12 protein-coding genes, 1 tRNA gene and 3 pseudogenes are annotated in these 16,751 nt (G+C 36.1%); 5 read left to right on the forward strand and 11 right to left on the reverse strand.

Annotated features, from left to right (window positions below; genetic code table 11):
* Positions 1–68: 68 nt before the first annotated feature.
* From purH to ACE38O_RS03710, 4 genes and pseudogenes are all read left to right on the forward strand, one after another.
* Positions 69–1,580, forward strand: a complete 1,512-nt coding sequence (purH, locus tag ACE38O_RS03695) for a bifunctional phosphoribosylaminoimidazolecarboxamide formyltransferase/IMP cyclohydrolase (RefSeq protein WP_374698278.1) — start codon at positions 69–71, stop codon at positions 1,578–1,580.
* A gap of 462 nt (positions 1,581–2,042) precedes the next feature.
* Positions 2,043–2,751: pseudogene (locus ACE38O_RS03700) on the forward strand (transposase); the annotation flags it as partial.
* A gap of 72 nt (positions 2,752–2,823) precedes the next feature.
* Positions 2,824–3,912 (forward strand): annotated as a pseudogene (locus ACE38O_RS03705) (IS481 family transposase).
* Between the two features lie 30 nt (positions 3,913–3,942).
* Positions 3,943–4,372: pseudogene (locus tag ACE38O_RS03710) on the forward strand (IS4 family transposase); the annotation flags it as partial.
* A gap of 35 nt (positions 4,373–4,407) precedes the next feature.
* On the opposite strand, the gene ACE38O_RS03715 reads toward ACE38O_RS03710, so the two are convergent.
* The 5 genes from ACE38O_RS03715 to dapE all read right to left on the reverse strand — a co-directional run bounded on the left by ACE38O_RS03715 (position 4,408) and on the right by dapE (position 8,664).
* Positions 4,408–5,157 carry an alpha/beta hydrolase gene (locus tag ACE38O_RS03715; RefSeq protein ID WP_374698279.1) on the reverse strand — a complete coding sequence of 250 codons (750 nt, stop codon included), beginning with the start codon at positions 5,155–5,157 and terminating at the stop codon, positions 4,408–4,410.
* Position 5,158: 1 nt separating this feature from the next.
* Entirely contained in the window at positions 5,159–5,677 is a 519-nt protein-coding gene (locus tag ACE38O_RS03720; RefSeq protein WP_374698280.1) for a c-type cytochrome, read from the reverse strand.
* 125 nt (positions 5,678–5,802) lie between these two features.
* The gene (locus tag ACE38O_RS03725; RefSeq protein WP_374698281.1) at positions 5,803–6,351 is read right to left on the reverse strand and encodes a hypothetical protein; all 549 of its coding nucleotides are present in this window, start codon (positions 6,349–6,351) and stop codon (positions 5,803–5,805) included.
* 341 nt (positions 6,352–6,692) lie between these two features.
* Positions 6,693–6,833, reverse strand: a complete 141-nt coding sequence (locus ACE38O_RS03730) for a hypothetical protein (protein ID WP_374698282.1) — start codon at positions 6,831–6,833, stop codon at positions 6,693–6,695.
* Between the two features lie 634 nt (positions 6,834–7,467).
* Positions 7,468–8,664 (reverse strand): succinyl-diaminopimelate desuccinylase, encoded by a 1,197-nt coding sequence (gene dapE, locus ACE38O_RS03735; protein ID WP_374698283.1) that lies wholly within the window; start codon positions 8,662–8,664, stop codon positions 7,468–7,470.
* Between the two features lie 42 nt (positions 8,665–8,706).
* Between dapE and ACE38O_RS03740 the strand changes: the two genes are divergently transcribed.
* Positions 8,707–9,906 carry an iron-containing alcohol dehydrogenase gene (locus ACE38O_RS03740; RefSeq protein ID WP_374699078.1) on the forward strand — a complete coding sequence of 400 codons (1,200 nt, stop codon included), beginning with the start codon at positions 8,707–8,709 and terminating at the stop codon, positions 9,904–9,906.
* A gap of 178 nt (positions 9,907–10,084) precedes the next feature.
* Here the strand turns inward: ACE38O_RS03740 and ACE38O_RS03745 are convergent.
* From ACE38O_RS03745 to dnaE, 6 genes are all read right to left on the reverse strand, one after another.
* Positions 10,085–10,157: transfer RNA gene (locus ACE38O_RS03745), tRNA-Met, on the reverse strand.
* A complete protein-coding gene (gene purB / locus ACE38O_RS03750; protein WP_374698284.1) occupies positions 10,157–11,449 on the reverse strand; it encodes an adenylosuccinate lyase in 1,293 nt (430 codons plus the stop codon). The genes ACE38O_RS03745 and purB overlap by 1 nt, the downstream gene beginning before the upstream one ends.
* Before the next feature lie 112 nt (positions 11,450–11,561).
* Entirely contained in the window at positions 11,562–12,119 is a 558-nt protein-coding gene (gene rplI / locus ACE38O_RS03755; RefSeq protein WP_374698285.1) for a 50S ribosomal protein L9, read from the reverse strand.
* A gap of 7 nt (positions 12,120–12,126) precedes the next feature.
* The gene (rpsR, locus tag ACE38O_RS03760; protein ID WP_374698286.1) at positions 12,127–12,402 is read right to left on the reverse strand and encodes a 30S ribosomal protein S18; all 276 of its coding nucleotides are present in this window, start codon (positions 12,400–12,402) and stop codon (positions 12,127–12,129) included.
* Positions 12,402–13,184 carry a 30S ribosomal protein S6 gene (gene rpsF / locus ACE38O_RS03765; protein WP_374698287.1) on the reverse strand — a complete coding sequence of 261 codons (783 nt, stop codon included), beginning with the start codon at positions 13,182–13,184 and terminating at the stop codon, positions 12,402–12,404. The genes rpsR and rpsF overlap by 1 nt, the downstream gene beginning before the upstream one ends.
* Before the next feature lie 48 nt (positions 13,185–13,232).
* Positions 13,233–16,643, reverse strand: coding sequence for a DNA polymerase III subunit alpha (dnaE, locus tag ACE38O_RS03770; protein ID WP_374699079.1), 3,411 nt, complete (start codon positions 16,641–16,643; stop codon positions 13,233–13,235).
* Between the last annotated feature and the right edge of the window lie 108 nt (positions 16,644–16,751).

Raw genomic sequence — 16,751 nt, forward strand, 5'->3', positions numbered from 1 at the left:
TAGTGTAGAAATGTAATAGCTAAATTTCCTTTTCTTAGATATAATCTTAAAAAACTTTCTGTACAAAAATGAAAATAAAAAGAGCTTTAATATCAGTATACGACAAAACGAATATAATTGATCTTGCATCGTTTTTAATGCAGCAACAAATAGAAATTCTCTCAACGGGAAATACTTATAAAGCACTATCTGATGCCGGAATAAAAACACAAGAGGTCTCAGATTACACACAATTTCCAGAGATACTAGGTGGTAGAGTGAAAACTTTACACCCTAAAATTCATGGAGGAATACTTTGCAATAGAGAAAAGCACAAAACGGAAATGCAAAATCTAGGTATTGAGCCAATAGACCTGCTTATAACTAACCTATATCCATTTTGGGAGACGGTGAATAGCGATTCAAGTGAAGAGCAAATCATAGAGCAAATAGATATCGGTGGAGTGGCGCTGATTAGAGCTGCAGCAAAAAATTTTCGTTTTACCTCAGTTATTTCTAGCATTCAAGACTATGAAGCACTAAAAGTTGAGATGATAAAAAATAACAATGAAACAACATTGGAATATAGAAAACATTTAGCAACCAAAGCATTTGCTCTCACTGCACACTATGATTCTAATATTCACAGTTGGTTTTTATCCCAGAGTAAAAATAATGAGTTGCCAGAGTTTTTTGCACTATATGGACATAAAGTACAAGAACTCAGGTATGGTGAAAATCCCCATCAAAAAGCTGCATTTTATAGTAATCAATTTACCAAATATCCGCTAGAAAAAATACATGGGAAAGAGTTGAGTTATAATAATATAGTAGATATAGAGTCCGCACTTAACATAATTTCTGAGTTTAAAGAGCCTGCAGCAGTGATAATAAAGCACAATAACCCATGTGGAGCTGCTGTTGGCAATAGTGCTTTGGAGGCATATGAAAAAGCTCTATCGTGTGATGAAATAAGCAGTTTTGGTGGCATAGTAGCTTTAAATCAGGAGATAGATTTAAAGCTAGCAGAAAAATTAAGCGAGATATTTTTGGAAGTAGTGATAACACCGTCAGTAAATAGTGAAGCGCTAAAAGTTTTGCAAAGAAAGAAAAATCTGAGAGTGATTATTCACAAATCTTTTCAGCAAAGCGCGAAATACCAAATCAAAAATGTTATTGGTGGGTTTTTGGTGCAAGAAAATAATGACCACACAATAAAAGCAGAACAAGTAACAGAATGCACTACAACAGAAAAAGAAAAGGAAGATCTTATTTTTGCCTGGAAAATATGTAAACATGTGAAATCCAACGCAATAGTTATAGCAAAAGATGGTTGTGCTATTGGCATCGGTGCAGGGCAAACAAGCAGAATAGATAGTGTGAACATTGCAGTAAAAAAAGCAGGTGAAAAATATAAAGGTGCAGTGCTTGCTTCAGATGCATTTTTTCCATTCCCAGATAGCATAGTAGAAAGTGCAAAACATGGAATTACAGCTATAATTCAGCCTGGTGGCTCGCTGAAAGATCAAGATGTGATAAAAGCTGCAAATGAAAATAAAATTGCTATGTTTTTCACTGGCGTTCGCAGTTTTTTCCATTAGGCTTTGTGTCTTATGGCTAGAGATTTTTCCATATCATACCACCATAACTGTACGAACGTTGTGATTTGAGTCCACAAGGGAGGATCTCATTCAAGTAGCCTCCTTTCCCTGTCATTCCAGTGCCATGACTACTTGGATCCAGATTGGATACTGAGTTGGTGAGTATAAAAGTATAGCTAACGCTGTCATACCGCCGCGGTATCTCAGCCGCTAACACATAGCGGAATGACGAGGTTATCGTCTTATCGTCATGCCACCGCGAACCGTCATACCGCCGCGGCGCTAACAAGTAGCAACTGTTCTCCCAATGGCGTCAACTTAAGGAAAAATATCAGCGATAGTGTATAAAATTTCTCTCTAAATTTTTTATCATTAAATTATCCAAAGAGTGCAATAAACAGCACTTTTGTTTCTGTTTTATTTCAACAAAGAAGTCTAAAATGTATCCTTTTTAGGTGAAACATGCAGAAAGGAAAAAATCTTATTCTACAAATTAAAAATATAATATACTCGAAAGCTTTTCAGAGAATCCATTGTGTTGAGTTTCACGCGAACAAGAAAACTCCCTTTTACGACAGTATTTTCTATAGTTAGTTAAAAAAAGTTTGGAAATAGAATGTGAACTTATGGAGCCGTTGACATGTAAAACTCCACCCTCAAAGCAAGCTTTTTCTAAAGCAAAATATAAATACAGGTTTTCAAGAATTTAAGCATCCAAACAGCCTATCAAGATGAGCCTGAGCTGGAGAGGCTATAGGCTTATTGCAGCAGATGGTTCTGGTATTCGATTACCGAGCTCTGAAGAAATTGTATCCGAGTTTGGCCGTTTTAAACCAAATGGAACAACAGGCACCATTGGCAATTTGTTTGTTGATTTATGTACTTCGCTGATTTGCAGTGCTCGCCTTGCGGCTTGGAATATAGGCGAACAAACGTTGGCGGAAGAGCAATTGCCCGAATCAAATGCGTTCATTAAATCAAATTATTTATCTATGATCGTCTTCATTAAAATTCATTCAGCAGCATTATGAATTGAAAGTAGACTTTATTTTTCGCTTGCAAAAAAGAAATTATAGCAAGCTATGGGAACGCTGGTGAATTAGATTTTGATTTTGTGCTAGAAAATAAAATGAAAGGACAAAAAGTAAGAGTTATAGCGCTTACATTAGCTGTATTAAATAGGACTTGATCTGACACTTAAAATAAGTAAGTTATAAAATAATAAAAGAAAGGAGTGTTAGAAATGAGTACAATACAAACAAAAATACTAAAACCAAAGCTAGGGTTATTAGAGCTAGCAAAACAACTAGGAAATGTATCTCAAGCATGCAAAGTGATGGGATACTCAAGAGATACATTTTATCGGTTTAAGGAGTTATATGAAAATGGAGGAGAGGAAGCATTACATGAAATAAGTAAGAAAAAACCGCTATTAGCGAACAGAGTTTCCGACGATATAGAAAGAGCAGTGATTGGTATAGCAACAGAATTTCCAGCATATGGGCAAGAAAGAGCTGCAAATGAACTGAGAAAAAGAGGTATAATAATTTCTCAGGGAGGAGTAAGGTCTGTATGGCTAAGAAATGACCTTGAAACTCTCAAAAAGAGACTTAAAGCGCTAGAGACAAAAGTAGCTTAAGAAGGAATCATTTTAACTGAAGAACAACTTACAGCTTTAGAAAAAGTTAAAGAACAAAGGGAAGCTCATGGTGAAATTGAGACACAACATCCAGGTTATTTGGGTTCTCAAGATACCTATTATGTGGGCAATATCAAAGGTATAGGGCTAATTTATCAGCAGACTTTTGTTGATACTTATTCGAGAGTTGCAATGGTTAAACTTTACACGGACAGAACAGCTATTACAGCTGCAGACCTCCTCAACGATAGAGTTATTCCATTTTTTGATGAGCAGAAAATTCCATTATTACGCATTCTAACTGATAGGGGTACAGAGTATTGTGGCAAGCCAGAAAATCACGCTTATCAGTTATATTTGGGAATCGAAAATATCGATCATTCTAGAACCAAAGCCAACTCTCCACAAACCAATGGCATATGTGAAAGATTTCATAGAACCATGCAAGATGAGTGTTACAATATTATCTTTAGAAAGAAAATCTACAATTCTTTGGAAGATCTACAGATCGATGTTGATTATTGGTTGCGTTCTTATAATGAGACAAGGCCTCACTCGGGTAAGTATTGCTATGGCAAAACACCTATGCAAACGTTTTTTGATAGTAAATATATTGCTTTTCAGAAAAACATTAGTAGCATTAAACAAGAGCCTGATATTAGTTTTGACTACCTCAATTCTTCTGTCAGTTAATTCTTGTCTGTCACATTAAATCTTGTCTTTTACACATTAGCCAATGGGGAAACAGAGGACTTCACTTTTTGACCGAGACTTTGGAAGATATCAGCAAAGCTTATGTGTTAAGGTGGCATATAGAGGAGTGCTATAAACGACTCAAAATAGGTGCAGAATTAGAGAATTTTTCTGGCGTAAATTTAGAGGCTGTATTACAAGAATTTTGGGCAAACTTAGTCATGTGTAATATATTGTCGCTTCATATGTATGATGCACAAGGGCCTTCCCAGACCAAATTACTGAGTATCGTTTAAATTTTTCAGTTTTATTTGGTGTAATGAGGCAGAAACTCTATCAGGTACTTATTGCGCCAAAAAACTTTCAAGCCCTTTTTAAGTATACGTGCTAAAGTTAACAGGACAGCCGCAACAAGGTAGATAAGCCCAAACGCCATCATGTCTTTAGGAGAGTTTGCTAATGTATGCTCTTAAGTTGACGCCATTGTGTGAACGGTTACCTATATGTTTTTGCTGGCAAAAATTCTCTAATGGTCTTAAATAAAACTTTCAGTGAGTGATTGTCAGACATGTTGTGCTCTGCTGATTTCATCAAGTATACTTCAACATCGGTTGACTTAATTTTTTCAGCTAAATTCAATGAAGTTTGATAAGGAACATCTTTATCATTAATGCTATGCAATAAGCGCACAGGACAGTTTATATCTATTGCTTCTCTGTTTAAAAGAAGGTTCTTTCTGCCATCTTCGATCAAATTTTTAGTTATTTTGTATGTACAATGCTCTGAAGTAAAATCTATTACACCTTTAGAACCTAGTTCTTCTTTTTGCTTGCCTGACAATTGCTTGAATATCAAATCTTCAGTAAAATCAGGAGCAGACGATATGCCGATTAATGCTGCAATTTTTTCTGGAAATTGAAGGGCAATGAGCAGCATCAGCCATCCTCCCATACTTGAACCTATAATTATTTGTTTATCGCTAGTTAATTCACTTATCACTTTAGCACAATTTTCTTGCCAATCACTTATCGTGTAATCAATAAAATCACCACTTGAATGACCGTGACCAAAATAATCAAATAGCACAAGTGCTATATCGTTTTCTTGGCAAAATTTGTAAATAGCAGTTGCTTTAGTTCCATCCATATTAGATGCAAATCCACCGAAAAAAACTACAGAAGCTTTCTTTCCTTGTAGCTTTCGATATGCTATGCGACCATTATTTCCATCATTACAATAATCCATACTACTTTGGCAAAGCAACCGGGTTATCACTCAATTGACGCAAATAACTAACTAGATCTGCAATTTCTTGTGGATTGGAAATACCTGCAAATGCCATACGCGTACCTTTTATATAGGCTTTTGGGTTCTTTAAGAAAGCAAATAGCTCCTCATACCCCCATTTTCCACCTCTTTCAAGCACTGCTTTTGAGTAATTGAATGAGTTACCAAGATGAGCCTTTTTGTTTCCAACTACGTTCCATAAGTTTGGTCCTACTTTATTCATTCCACCTTTCTCAAAACTATGACAGGCTATACATTTCTTCGCTGCTGACTTGCCTTTTTCAAAGCTAGCATTCTGCATGAGCGCTCCAATATCGAGCGCCACTTGCTCAATTTTTTGCTGAGGCTCAGCAGCTACTATCGTTTGGTGTTCAATCTTATATTCTTCTGGACTGTAAAGCATATCAACTACGTTACTAACTATCATAATTATTAATCCAGAAAGTAAAATCGATGCTGCAATCTTATTAAGCTCCATAGTTAATCTTTATCAAGTAATGTTACTAAAATTATGCGAATATTTTCGCAAACAGCAAACAATTACCTTAATCTCACCAAAGATGAAAGTCTCTACCACTTAAAATAAGCTTCTTTCCATTCTGTTTAAGCAGGTCCATACGCACAATCATCTGGCATAATACATTCATGTATACTTCCTGCAAATATTGATGCAACAGTTATACCTGTAACTACTCCTGTGGGTAATGCAATGACTCCTATTCCTGCACCTGCTGCTATTGCCCACCAAGTTGCAAAGATACCAGGAAGAACAGCATTTGCGATTACAGCAAGACCAACTCCAGTTGCTATGCTAGTGACTGTCATAGGAATAAAGAGAGGCATAAGTGCTGCTATTACACGTTTTTTCACAAAGCCTTCTTCCTTTTTCAATTTGTTAATCTCATTGCGAAAGCAATAGCGTGCTCCTATAGCCACAAACGTTAGTAAAGCCGGAAATACAGCACCAACTACTCCACCTATAACTAAAGGTGACAAAGCTGTGAAACTGAGCCCTAATCCTGCAAGTGCTCCTATTACAGCACCCACTCCTACAACAGCTCCTACAGCTATTCTTGCGCAAAACTGGAGCCCATAAGCCTCATCTATTTTTTTATTAAGAGTGTAACCATAATCATATTTTCTACCACTCATATAACCTCCTTATTGAAAAGCATATAATAAAATTTTTATGTCAAGCCGTCAAGTACCAAAAGTATATAATTATTTTCAAAAGATCGAAGAAACAACAGACTTCTTGCATAACCTAGGTGCCTCCATAATGGCAGCTTAAGTAACCTCTATGATGTCATCCAAGTAGCGGGATGACGAATTACTTAACCGTCATCCCGCGATTCATTCGCAGTATCTCACAAGTAGCGGGATTATCGTCATGCCGCCGCGAACCGTCATACCGTCACGGTATCTCAGCCGCTAACAAGTAGCAGAATGATGGTTTTCAGGGTGTCATCCAAACTGGTTCCTTTATGACGATGTCATCCCAGTGCCCAGACACTGGGATCCAGGAATTTTAATTGGATACCAAACAGTTGGTATAATAGAAACTGGATTCCAGTGTCAAGCACTGGAATGACACCTTCCTTGTTTCCTGGATCCAAGTAGTCAGCTACTTGCATGACACCATCATAGGGTGAAACTGGATTCCAGTGTCAGCTACTTGCATGACACCTTCCTACCCAGTTCATGTTAGCTGCAAACATTAAGAAATTTACCAAATGAAGAAAAAAGGCAAAAGAAGCCCCATGGTTGGCTAGTTACTTACATTATACTTTTAAATATGGCGTTTTTTTACTCTAAATGCTTAATAACCTCGACTTAGCTGCTTTTAAGCTGCAACTAACCTAAATTATAAACGTTAAGAAATTTACTAAGTGGAAAAAAAGGCAAAGAAACCCTAGGGTAGCTAGTATTCAAATTCTCCCTTGTCTATTTGACGTCTTTTACTGTCTTAAACGCTTTATAAGCGCGTTCAGCTTATTTAGATAAAAATCTAGATGTAGATGAAGTTTTGTAAAGACATACAGTATCTATATACTGCAAAAAATTAAACATAAGACACCGATACATTAAGTAATCCTTACCTTTTAATCTGCAGATTGGCGAAAGCAAATACAATAACTTCAGTTTCATGATAAGGGGACTGGCGGAGTTTGTCAAGTGGTTTTTGTAGCTCTCATGGTTTTTGGATTCTAACGTCACACGCTGGCAGTTGTTACTCAAACAACAGTTATGCAAGAGATCTGATTACATCTAAGCTAACAATGGACCACTAGATATATTACTAACTACGTTGACCTGACTCAATATTTTATTAGTGGGATTGAAATAATTTTCTATAAATTCCTTATATATAGCTGTTAATTTGTGTATATCATTTACTAATACGCATTCGTTTATCTGATGTGCGGTTTTGTTGATTATACCAAATTCAATCACTGGACAAACATCTTTGATAAACGCAGCGTCAGATGTGCCACCACTTGTGCTCAGCACAGCATCAATACTGGTAACTTTATTTATCGCATCAAGCATAATATCAGTATTTCTATCAGGAGTAGAGAGGAAAACGTCCCTGCTGCTATGCATAGAAAGTTTATAATCGTTAGTTACACTGGAGCATATTTCATCAATCAGCTTATATAAGCCATCAGGTGTCTGTGTATTGTTATATCGAATGTTAAAACGTGTAGTTGCTGAGCCAGGTATTAGATTGCTAGTATTATTTCCAACATCGATAGTAGTAACTTCGCAATGTGAAGGCTGAAAATATTTATTACCATGATCAAAAGTAGTATTTTTTACCTTACTCAATATCGATATTACCTTATATATTGGATTATCTGCTAGGTCTGGGTAGGCAACGTGCCCTTGTTTTCCATGGCAAATTAATTCAAATGTTACAGAACCTCTTCTGCCTATTTTTATGGTATCACCTAATTTCTCACTACTGGTTGGTTCTGCAACTACACAAAAATCTATCTTTTTTTGCTTACTTTTCATCCATTCCAAAATTGCCTTTGTTCCATATTCTTCCATGCTTTCTTCAGCACTGGTAATCAATGCACTTATCGAACCATTGAATCGAAACTTCTCTGCAATCAAATTTACCATAGCAGCAATAAACGCAGCTACTCCGCTTTTCATATCAGCGGCACCTCTTCCATATAACATTCCATCTCTAACTTCTGGATTAAATGGACCAAATGCCCAATCTTTTAACTGACCCGGTGGTACAACATCAACGTGCCCAGCAAAGCACAAATTTGGTACTCCATTTATATATTTCGCATAAAGATTTTTAACTTTATCACCAAATTCTAAAATCTCACAATCAAAGCCGCTCTTCTTGAAGATTGTTGCTATATGCTCTATTGCCCCGCCGTCCCTTGGTGTTATACTCTCAAAAGAGATCAATTTCTTAGTTAGCTCCACGGGGTCAATTTTCATGTCAACCTTAAAATAATTATATTGCTATATTGTAAACACTCTATGCACTATTTAAAACAAATATTACATCAAGCCGAACAAACTTTTCTAAGAAAAGTAATAACAGATTACCACCTTGCTGATAATATCTATGAAATATGCACACGACACGGAAATGACATCTTTCTAGTTACAGATGAAAACACAGCAAAACTTTTAAATAAAAACGTATTTAATCAAATCTCCAATTTAATTATCCCCGGCAATTCCACCGCCTCTCTTGAAACTGTAAATTTAGTTAGAAGCAAAACAAAAGATAGCGACTTAATAGTTGCATTCGGTAGCGGCACCGTTAACGACATCTGCAAATATGCAAGCTACCTCGAGAAAAAAGATTATATATCGTTCCCAACAGCCGCTTCCATGAATGGATATACATCCGCAAATGCTTCAATATTAGTAAATGGATACAAAAAATCGTTCAAAGCACATCTTCCAAGAGCGATATATATAGATATAGACATACTTACCAATGCACCACTGCGCCTCACATTAAGCGGATTTGCAGATTTCATTTGCCGTTCGACAGTTCAGGCTGACTGGCTACTATCTCATTTGTTGCTTGGCACAGAATACAATGAATTACCTTTTACACTTGTTCGCGATTTGGAGCAAATTTTGCTAAGAGAGTATACGGCGCTTACTAAAAGAAGTAGAAAAGTGGTCCTATTACTTATGGAAGTTCTACTAATTTCAGGACTTGGAATGGTAATATCAAAAGGCAGCTATTCTGCAAGCCAAGGAGAGCATATGATAGCTCACGCAATGGAAATGGTAACAAGAGATCATTCCTCACTACATGGCGAAAAAATTGCTGTTACGACGATTACCATGGCTAATTTGCAGGAAAAGATATTATCAATACAAAACCCAATTATCAACCCGACCACTTTAGATGTAAAACATATAACTCAGTGCTTTGATAATATCGAATTTGTAAGAACTTTTGAACAGAAGCAAATTATGCAGCAAAAAATCCAAGAGATTATTTGTAAAGAATGGACTAATATTTCCAATTTAATTAAGCAAAATTTACTACCTGCAAAATACCTGCAAAAAATATTTGAAGATCTATCAATTCCGCACTTACCAGAGCACCTCAGTTGGAATAAAGAACAATATTGTAAAGTGGTCGATCTTGCGTTTGCAACAAGAGATAGATTCACCTTTCTTGACTTAGCTAATTGCATAGAAGAAAGTTAAGTTTTGTAGTGAAATTCTGTCATTTAAAGAGATCATAGGCCAAAAGCTAAACCCTTTTCACAATCTCTTATCCATTGTCCTCTAAACTGTACACCTAACTGGGTATACAACTCATTCCAAGTAGTTGACACTGGGTTTCACCAATAGCACTATCTTGCTAAACATAGTTTAGTTCGAGTGGCTGAGGAGGGACTTGAACCCCCGACCAAGAGATTATGATCCTCCTGCTCTACCAACTGAGCTACTCAGCCTAATTGAAAAACTTGCTATATATGTGACCTACATGCTTTGTATAATATTTCAAATCAAACAAAGATTCAAGTTTTTCCGAGTTAATAACCTTAAGTAAAGGTTTATCTTGTTTCAATTCGGCCAGAAAATCACTGTTGTTTTGTTTCACTTTCATTGCATTGCTCTGAACAATTTTATACGCCTCTTCCCTCGCCAAACCACTATTTACTAACTCAAGCAATACACGCTGTGAGAAAACTAAACCTTTTGAAGAATTTAAGTTCTTTTCAATGTTTTCCTTATTGATTACCAATTTATCTATCAAATCTGTTAATCGCACTAAAGCAAAATCCATTGTTATACAAGCATCAGGAGCAATGCATCTTTCCACAGACGAGTGTGATATATCACGTTCGTGCCACAATGCAACATTTTCTAACGCAGGAAAAACATAACTGCGTATTAAACGTGAGAGTCCCGTCAGATTTTCACTTAAAATAGGATTACATTTGTGTGGCATAGCAGAGCTTCCCTTCTGCCCAATGGAAAAATGCTCAGAAATTTCGCCGATTTCAGTTCTTTGCAAATGACGAATTTCAATTGCAATATTTTCTATTGAGCTTGCAATCACTCCCAAAACCGAAAAGAACATGGCATGTCTATCACGAGGAATGACTTGAGACGATATGGTTTCAGGTATGAGTCCCATTTCTTTCGCTACATACTCTTCAACAAACGGATCAACATTTGCAAAATTACCTACTGCACCTGATATTTTACAAATTGAGATCTCTTTTTGCGCGCTAATTAATCTCTGATAATTGCGTTTAAATTCAGCATAAAATCTAGCAAATTTTAATCCAAGAGTTGTTGGTTCTGCATGCATTCCATGACTGCGCCCAACACAAACAATATCTTTATAGTCCTCAGCTTTTTTTTTCAATACTGCAAGTAAATTTTTTAGATTCCCGAGTAAAATATCACATGACTCTTTCAACTGCACCGCAAGGCATGTATCCAAAACATCAGAACTTGTCATTCCATAGTGGAGATAATGAACATCAACTCCCGCTTTTTCAGCAACATATGTCAGAAAAGCTATAACATCATGTTTTACAATGGATTCAATTTCGTTGATACGTTCAATATCAAATTCAATAGCACCAGAGAGCTTCTGAGCAACACTATTTGGAATCACTCCTAACTCTGCTTGAGCTTCACACGCTAATTTTTCTATTTTAAGCCATATATTAAATTTATTATTTTCCTCCCAAATGGAAGACATTTCTTTTTGGCTATAGCGCGGGATCATTAAATGACCCCCGTCTTATCTTTGAACATGCTAGATCCCAGTGTCACGCACTGGGATGACACCAGCTTAGCCATGGCAGACATTTCTTTACGGCTATAACGAGGGATCATCTTTAATCAGCTTCACCACCATCAGTAGCTTCTTTATTCGCACCTTGCCCTGCCTCTTGTTGCTGCGACTTCTGATTTTGCAATTTTACTTGCCTTAGCTCATTTGCATCTGTTTCGGATTTCACGACGTATATAGTAATTGGTACTACTACTTCACTATGTAATTCTACGTTTACTTGGTATTCACCCAAGTTTTTGATGCTTATTCCACCAAAAGATAAACTACGATGATCTATCGCACGTCCTTCTTGTAGTAAAACTTTCGCAATTTCACGTGTTGTTACAGAACCAAAAATTTTACCATCCTCTGAAGCTTGCTTTATCAATACCACAAACTTATCATGTAGTGACAATGCAAGCTCTTTTGCTACATTTAATCTTTTTATATTCTCTTCTTCCAGTAATAAACGTTGCTCCTCTAGCTTTGTTAAATTTTCCTTGGTAGCTTTCACCGCTTTTCTTTGTGGAAAAAGAAAATTACGTGCATAACCTGGTTTAACTTTGACAACTTCACCAAGCTTACCTAAAGTCCTTATATTTTCCTTTAAAATTATCAACATAAATTACCTAAACTTTTTTAGTATAGTAAGGAACAAGAGCTAAAAAACGTGCCCTTATGACTGCTAAGCGTAACTTCCTTTGTTTTTTTGCACATACGCCTATTAACCTTCTAGGTAATATCCTACCATAGTCAGAGGTAAACTTGGATAATAAATCTGTATTCTTATAATCTATGTCTTCATCTTTAGACGCAGCAAGAGGGCAAACTTTAGAACGCCTAAAGCCAGTCCTATTATTTACAGATACGTAAGAATTATTAAAACTATTTCGTCTTTTTATCATTATGCGCTTTGCTCCTCAATTTGTTTATTCATCATATAAGATTTACCTTCAAAAAATTTATCAACCTGCACAGACAAGTGGCGAATAACGTTCTCATTAAGTTTCATTCTACGCACAAATTCATCCAGAATGCTTGCAGTAGAACTTATGCACATTATACAATAATGACCGCTCTTCATCTTATTTATTGGATATGCAAAATCCAAAAGACCCCAATGTTCATACTTGATTAATCCCGATGCTTCAATGTTTTCCAAAAGCATCTCCAATGCTTTGCTCGATTGAGTTGGACCGTTTATTCTAAAATCTTTCAAAATATCTTGAAAAATCTTTATTAGATGTTCTGAAATATTTCTCTTCAAAGCATTTACTGCATTATGGATAAACGCACTTTTAGTAATTTGCTCACTGCCTCCTAGAAATTTTATAAAATCTTGCGTTATTCCTAAATCTTTTAGGTCATCTTTCAACTCTTTATCGATTTTTGACTTCACTTCTTTCAAATTTGAAAGATCTTCTTCCAATTCAACCCATAAAATTTTTGTAAGATCTTCCAAGAAATCAGAGTAAGCAACTAGACCTTCTTTAATGTTTTCAGCACGCGTTTCTAACTCTTGTTTTGTAAGCGTACTATTTTGCCTTTCCATAAGACTCTTGATTTTCTGGAAAATAACATCTGCTTTAATATTTTTCAATGAAACAGCTAGCTCTTGGACCATCTCCTCTACTTCTTGCTGTAACAATCCTTGTTGTGCTATAAAAGTAAATTCATAAAGATTCACTATATCTTCCTTTAATACCGATTAAATACTTCATTATATAAAGCTTTTTTATATAAGCAAGTTATTTGTATTAATTTCTACGCCTTTAATCCAGCTTAAGTTAGATATTTCATAAATAACTTGAGGAGCAATTGAGTATGCACCTGGTAATAAGATGCTCACTTTATGTTTTTCGAGAAGAAGTTTTAGCATTATTTTGGTTCTGCCTTCATCTTTCAATATTGTGTTTAATTCCATAGCGGCTTTTTGCGAATCCGTGCACTCAGTGGTGAGAACTAATTCCTTTGTTGTAGAAGTGATCCTTTTTGTAAACTCAGATATATCCTTGCCTGATAATCTTGTCGTATTTTCCGAAGCTTCAAGATCAATTATCACAAATGTTCCTGGTGAAAATAAATCTCTTTTTTCTTCTATTATTTCATTATTATAAAATGCTATTTCAGAAACGTTATGGGGATCAGAAAGTGTGAGTATAACAAACCTTCCACGCTCTGAAGTTCTCATACGTGCATTTAATATTACCCCAGCAGTTTTTGCTGTTCTATTTTCTCCGATAAACCCAATATTTAACTTTTCCAGAAGAATTCTAAATTTTTCAAGTGGATGATTAGTTAAATAAAATCCTAGTGAAAATAACTCATGCTCTAATTTTTCCTCTTCATCAAAATTTTCCACATTCTCAAATTTCGGTTTGAGGACATCAAGACTACCAAACAAAGCAGCTTGACTTGATTCCCTATCCTGTTTGTTTTTATTTGCAAAGTAAATCAGCATGTCCATTGACTCATATAGCTGCTTTCTGTTCTTATGCACGCTATCGAATGCCCCGGATTTAATTAGGCTTTCTAGCGCCCTCTTATTTATTATATGACCTGAATTTTGAATGAATTCCCATATGTCCTTATAAGCGCTTGAACGTGTGTTCACTATTCCTTCTGCTATAGAAAAACCAACATTCCTCAAGGCAGCAATACCATAACGTATGCACTCACCCTCTATTGAGAATTCAGCTTGAGACTTGTTTATATCAGGTGGAAGAACGGTAACGCCACTAAACTTTGCTGCATGATAAAATAAATTCAGTTTATCTCTATCATCAATATTTAGATTCATTAGTGCTGTAAAAAATTCTAATGGATAATTAGCTTTAAGGTAAGCCGTTTGATAAGATATAACCGCATATGCAGCTGCGTGAGATTTATTAAATCCATAACCAGCAAATTTTGCAACAAGGTCAAAGATATAACTTGCCCTGTCATAATCAACGCTATTCTTTGTTGCCCCTTGGATGAAAAGTTCACGTTGTTTATCCATCTCTTCCTTAATTTTCTTACCCATGGCACGTCTCAGCAGATCTGCTTCTGCTAAGCTATACCCGGAAAGAATACGGGCTATTTCCATCACCTGCTCCTGGTAGATTATTACCCCAAATGTTTCTTTTAACACTCCTTCAAGTAACGGATGAATATAATCTGGCTTTTCAAGTCCATGCTTTCTTGCAACATAAGTTGGAATGTTATCCATCGGCCCTGGACGATAAAGAGAGATTAAAGCGATAATATCTTCAATGCAATCTGGCTTTAATTTGATTAAAGCTTCTCTCATTCCCGAACTTTCAAGCTGGAACACTCCAATTGAATCACCGCTAGAGAGCATCTCATAGGTTTTTTGATCATTCAAAGGAACTGAAGAAATATCGATCTTTTTTCCATCACGATTAATTAAACGACATACATGATCTATTAGTGTTAGCGTACCAAGTCCAAGAAAATCAAATTTTATTAACCCAGCTTTCTCCACATATTTCATGCTGTATTGAGTGATTGGCAGAGCCGAATTTGGATCGTAGTACACAGGAACAAAATTTTCCAACTTTTGATCACATATTACAATTCCAGCAGCATGAGTTGAAACGTGACGATATATTCCTTCGAGCTTTAGTGATATATCAAGAAGCTTTGCAATTACCTCATCACTATCTCGTTCTTTCTGCAGGTTTTGATCAAGCTCTATCGCTTGCGATAAAGTTACAGGATTTACTGGATTAAATGGAACCATTTTAGATATTTTATCCACTTGAGAGTAAGGCATTTGCAATACTCTACCAACATCACGCAATACTGCCCTTGCTTGCAATTTTCCAAAAGTGATTATTTGAGCAACATAACCGTACTTTTTCTGAACATAATCAATAACCAGGTCTCTTTTTTCCTGGCAAAAATCAATATCAAAGTCAGGCATCGATACACGATCAGGATTCAAAAATCTTTCAAATATTAGGCCAAACTTTATTGGATCAAGGTCTGTAATCTGTAAGCTCCAAGCAACAATTGATCCAGCACCAGAGCCTCTTCCTGGACCAACTGGAATGCCATTTGCTTTGCTCCAGCGGATAAAGTCAGAAACTATTAGAAAGTAGCCAGCGTAGTTCATCGAAGTTATTACGCTTAGTTCGTAATTTAGCCGGTCGTAGTATTGCTTAAAATCAACATCATGGGTGTTATCCCAGTGCTTGACACTGGGATCCATATTTCTTTTTTCCTGGATTCCAGCGTCACGCGCTGGAATGACAGAAGAAGATTGTGCAATGCGTAATTCTAATCCTGCAACTGCCTGCTCCCTCAGTTCTTCATTCTCAGTTTTATTCTCTCGACAAGGAAATTTAGGCAAGATAGGCTGCCTGCTTCTTGGCATGTAAGAGCACCGCTTAGCTATCACTAAAGTGTTATGAATTGCTTCGGGAATGTCGCTGAACAGTTCCTCCATTTCTGCCACAGATTTGAAGTAATGCTCGGTAGTTAACTTCTTTCTGTTATTCTCCAGGGCATAACTCCCCTCCGATATGCACGTTAATATATCATAAGCTTCATAGTCAGACCTATTTGTAAAGAATACGTCATTTGTTGCAACCAGTGGTACATTGCGCTGATAAGCAAAATCTATTAAAGCTTCTTCAAGCTCTAGCTCTTTATTTAATCCATGACGCTGCAATTCAACATATAAATGACCATCGAATGCTGAAAGCAGTTTTTCAATCGTTTCTTTATCTTGCCCCAACAATAGTTGAGCCAAACATCCACCGGTTAAAGCGATCAGACCCGTACTTAAATTTAATAGCTCATCAAAATCAACGTAAGGAATATCGCTGTTATTCTTGCGCTTTTTAAAAGACTCACTCACCAAAGTGACTAAATTAGTGTACCCTTGCTCATTTTTTGCAAGCAATAATATAGGTAAATTTTGTTCTGAATGTTTAACTATAATATTGCATCCTATTATTAGCTGTATTCCCCTACTTGCTGCATATTCTGAAAATTCGAGCGAGCCAAACAAGTTGCCTGAATCAGTAATTGCAACCGCTGGCATTTTATTTCGCAAACAAAGGCCTATCAGCTCCTCAATTTTAACCGAGCTTTCAAGCAGCGAATAAACACTATGAACACGTAAGTGTATGAACATAAAAAACTTTAGATCAACAAAAAAGGATAACATTAATTTACTCATGAGAACATAATTTTCATGAGAACAAAAGCCTATAAGATTTCTCAAATCTAAGGTTAAGATACA

This window comes from Wolbachia endosymbiont (group B) of Limnophora tigrina (assembly GCF_964263235.1).
Lineage (GTDB): Bacteria > Pseudomonadota > Alphaproteobacteria > Rickettsiales > Anaplasmataceae > Wolbachia.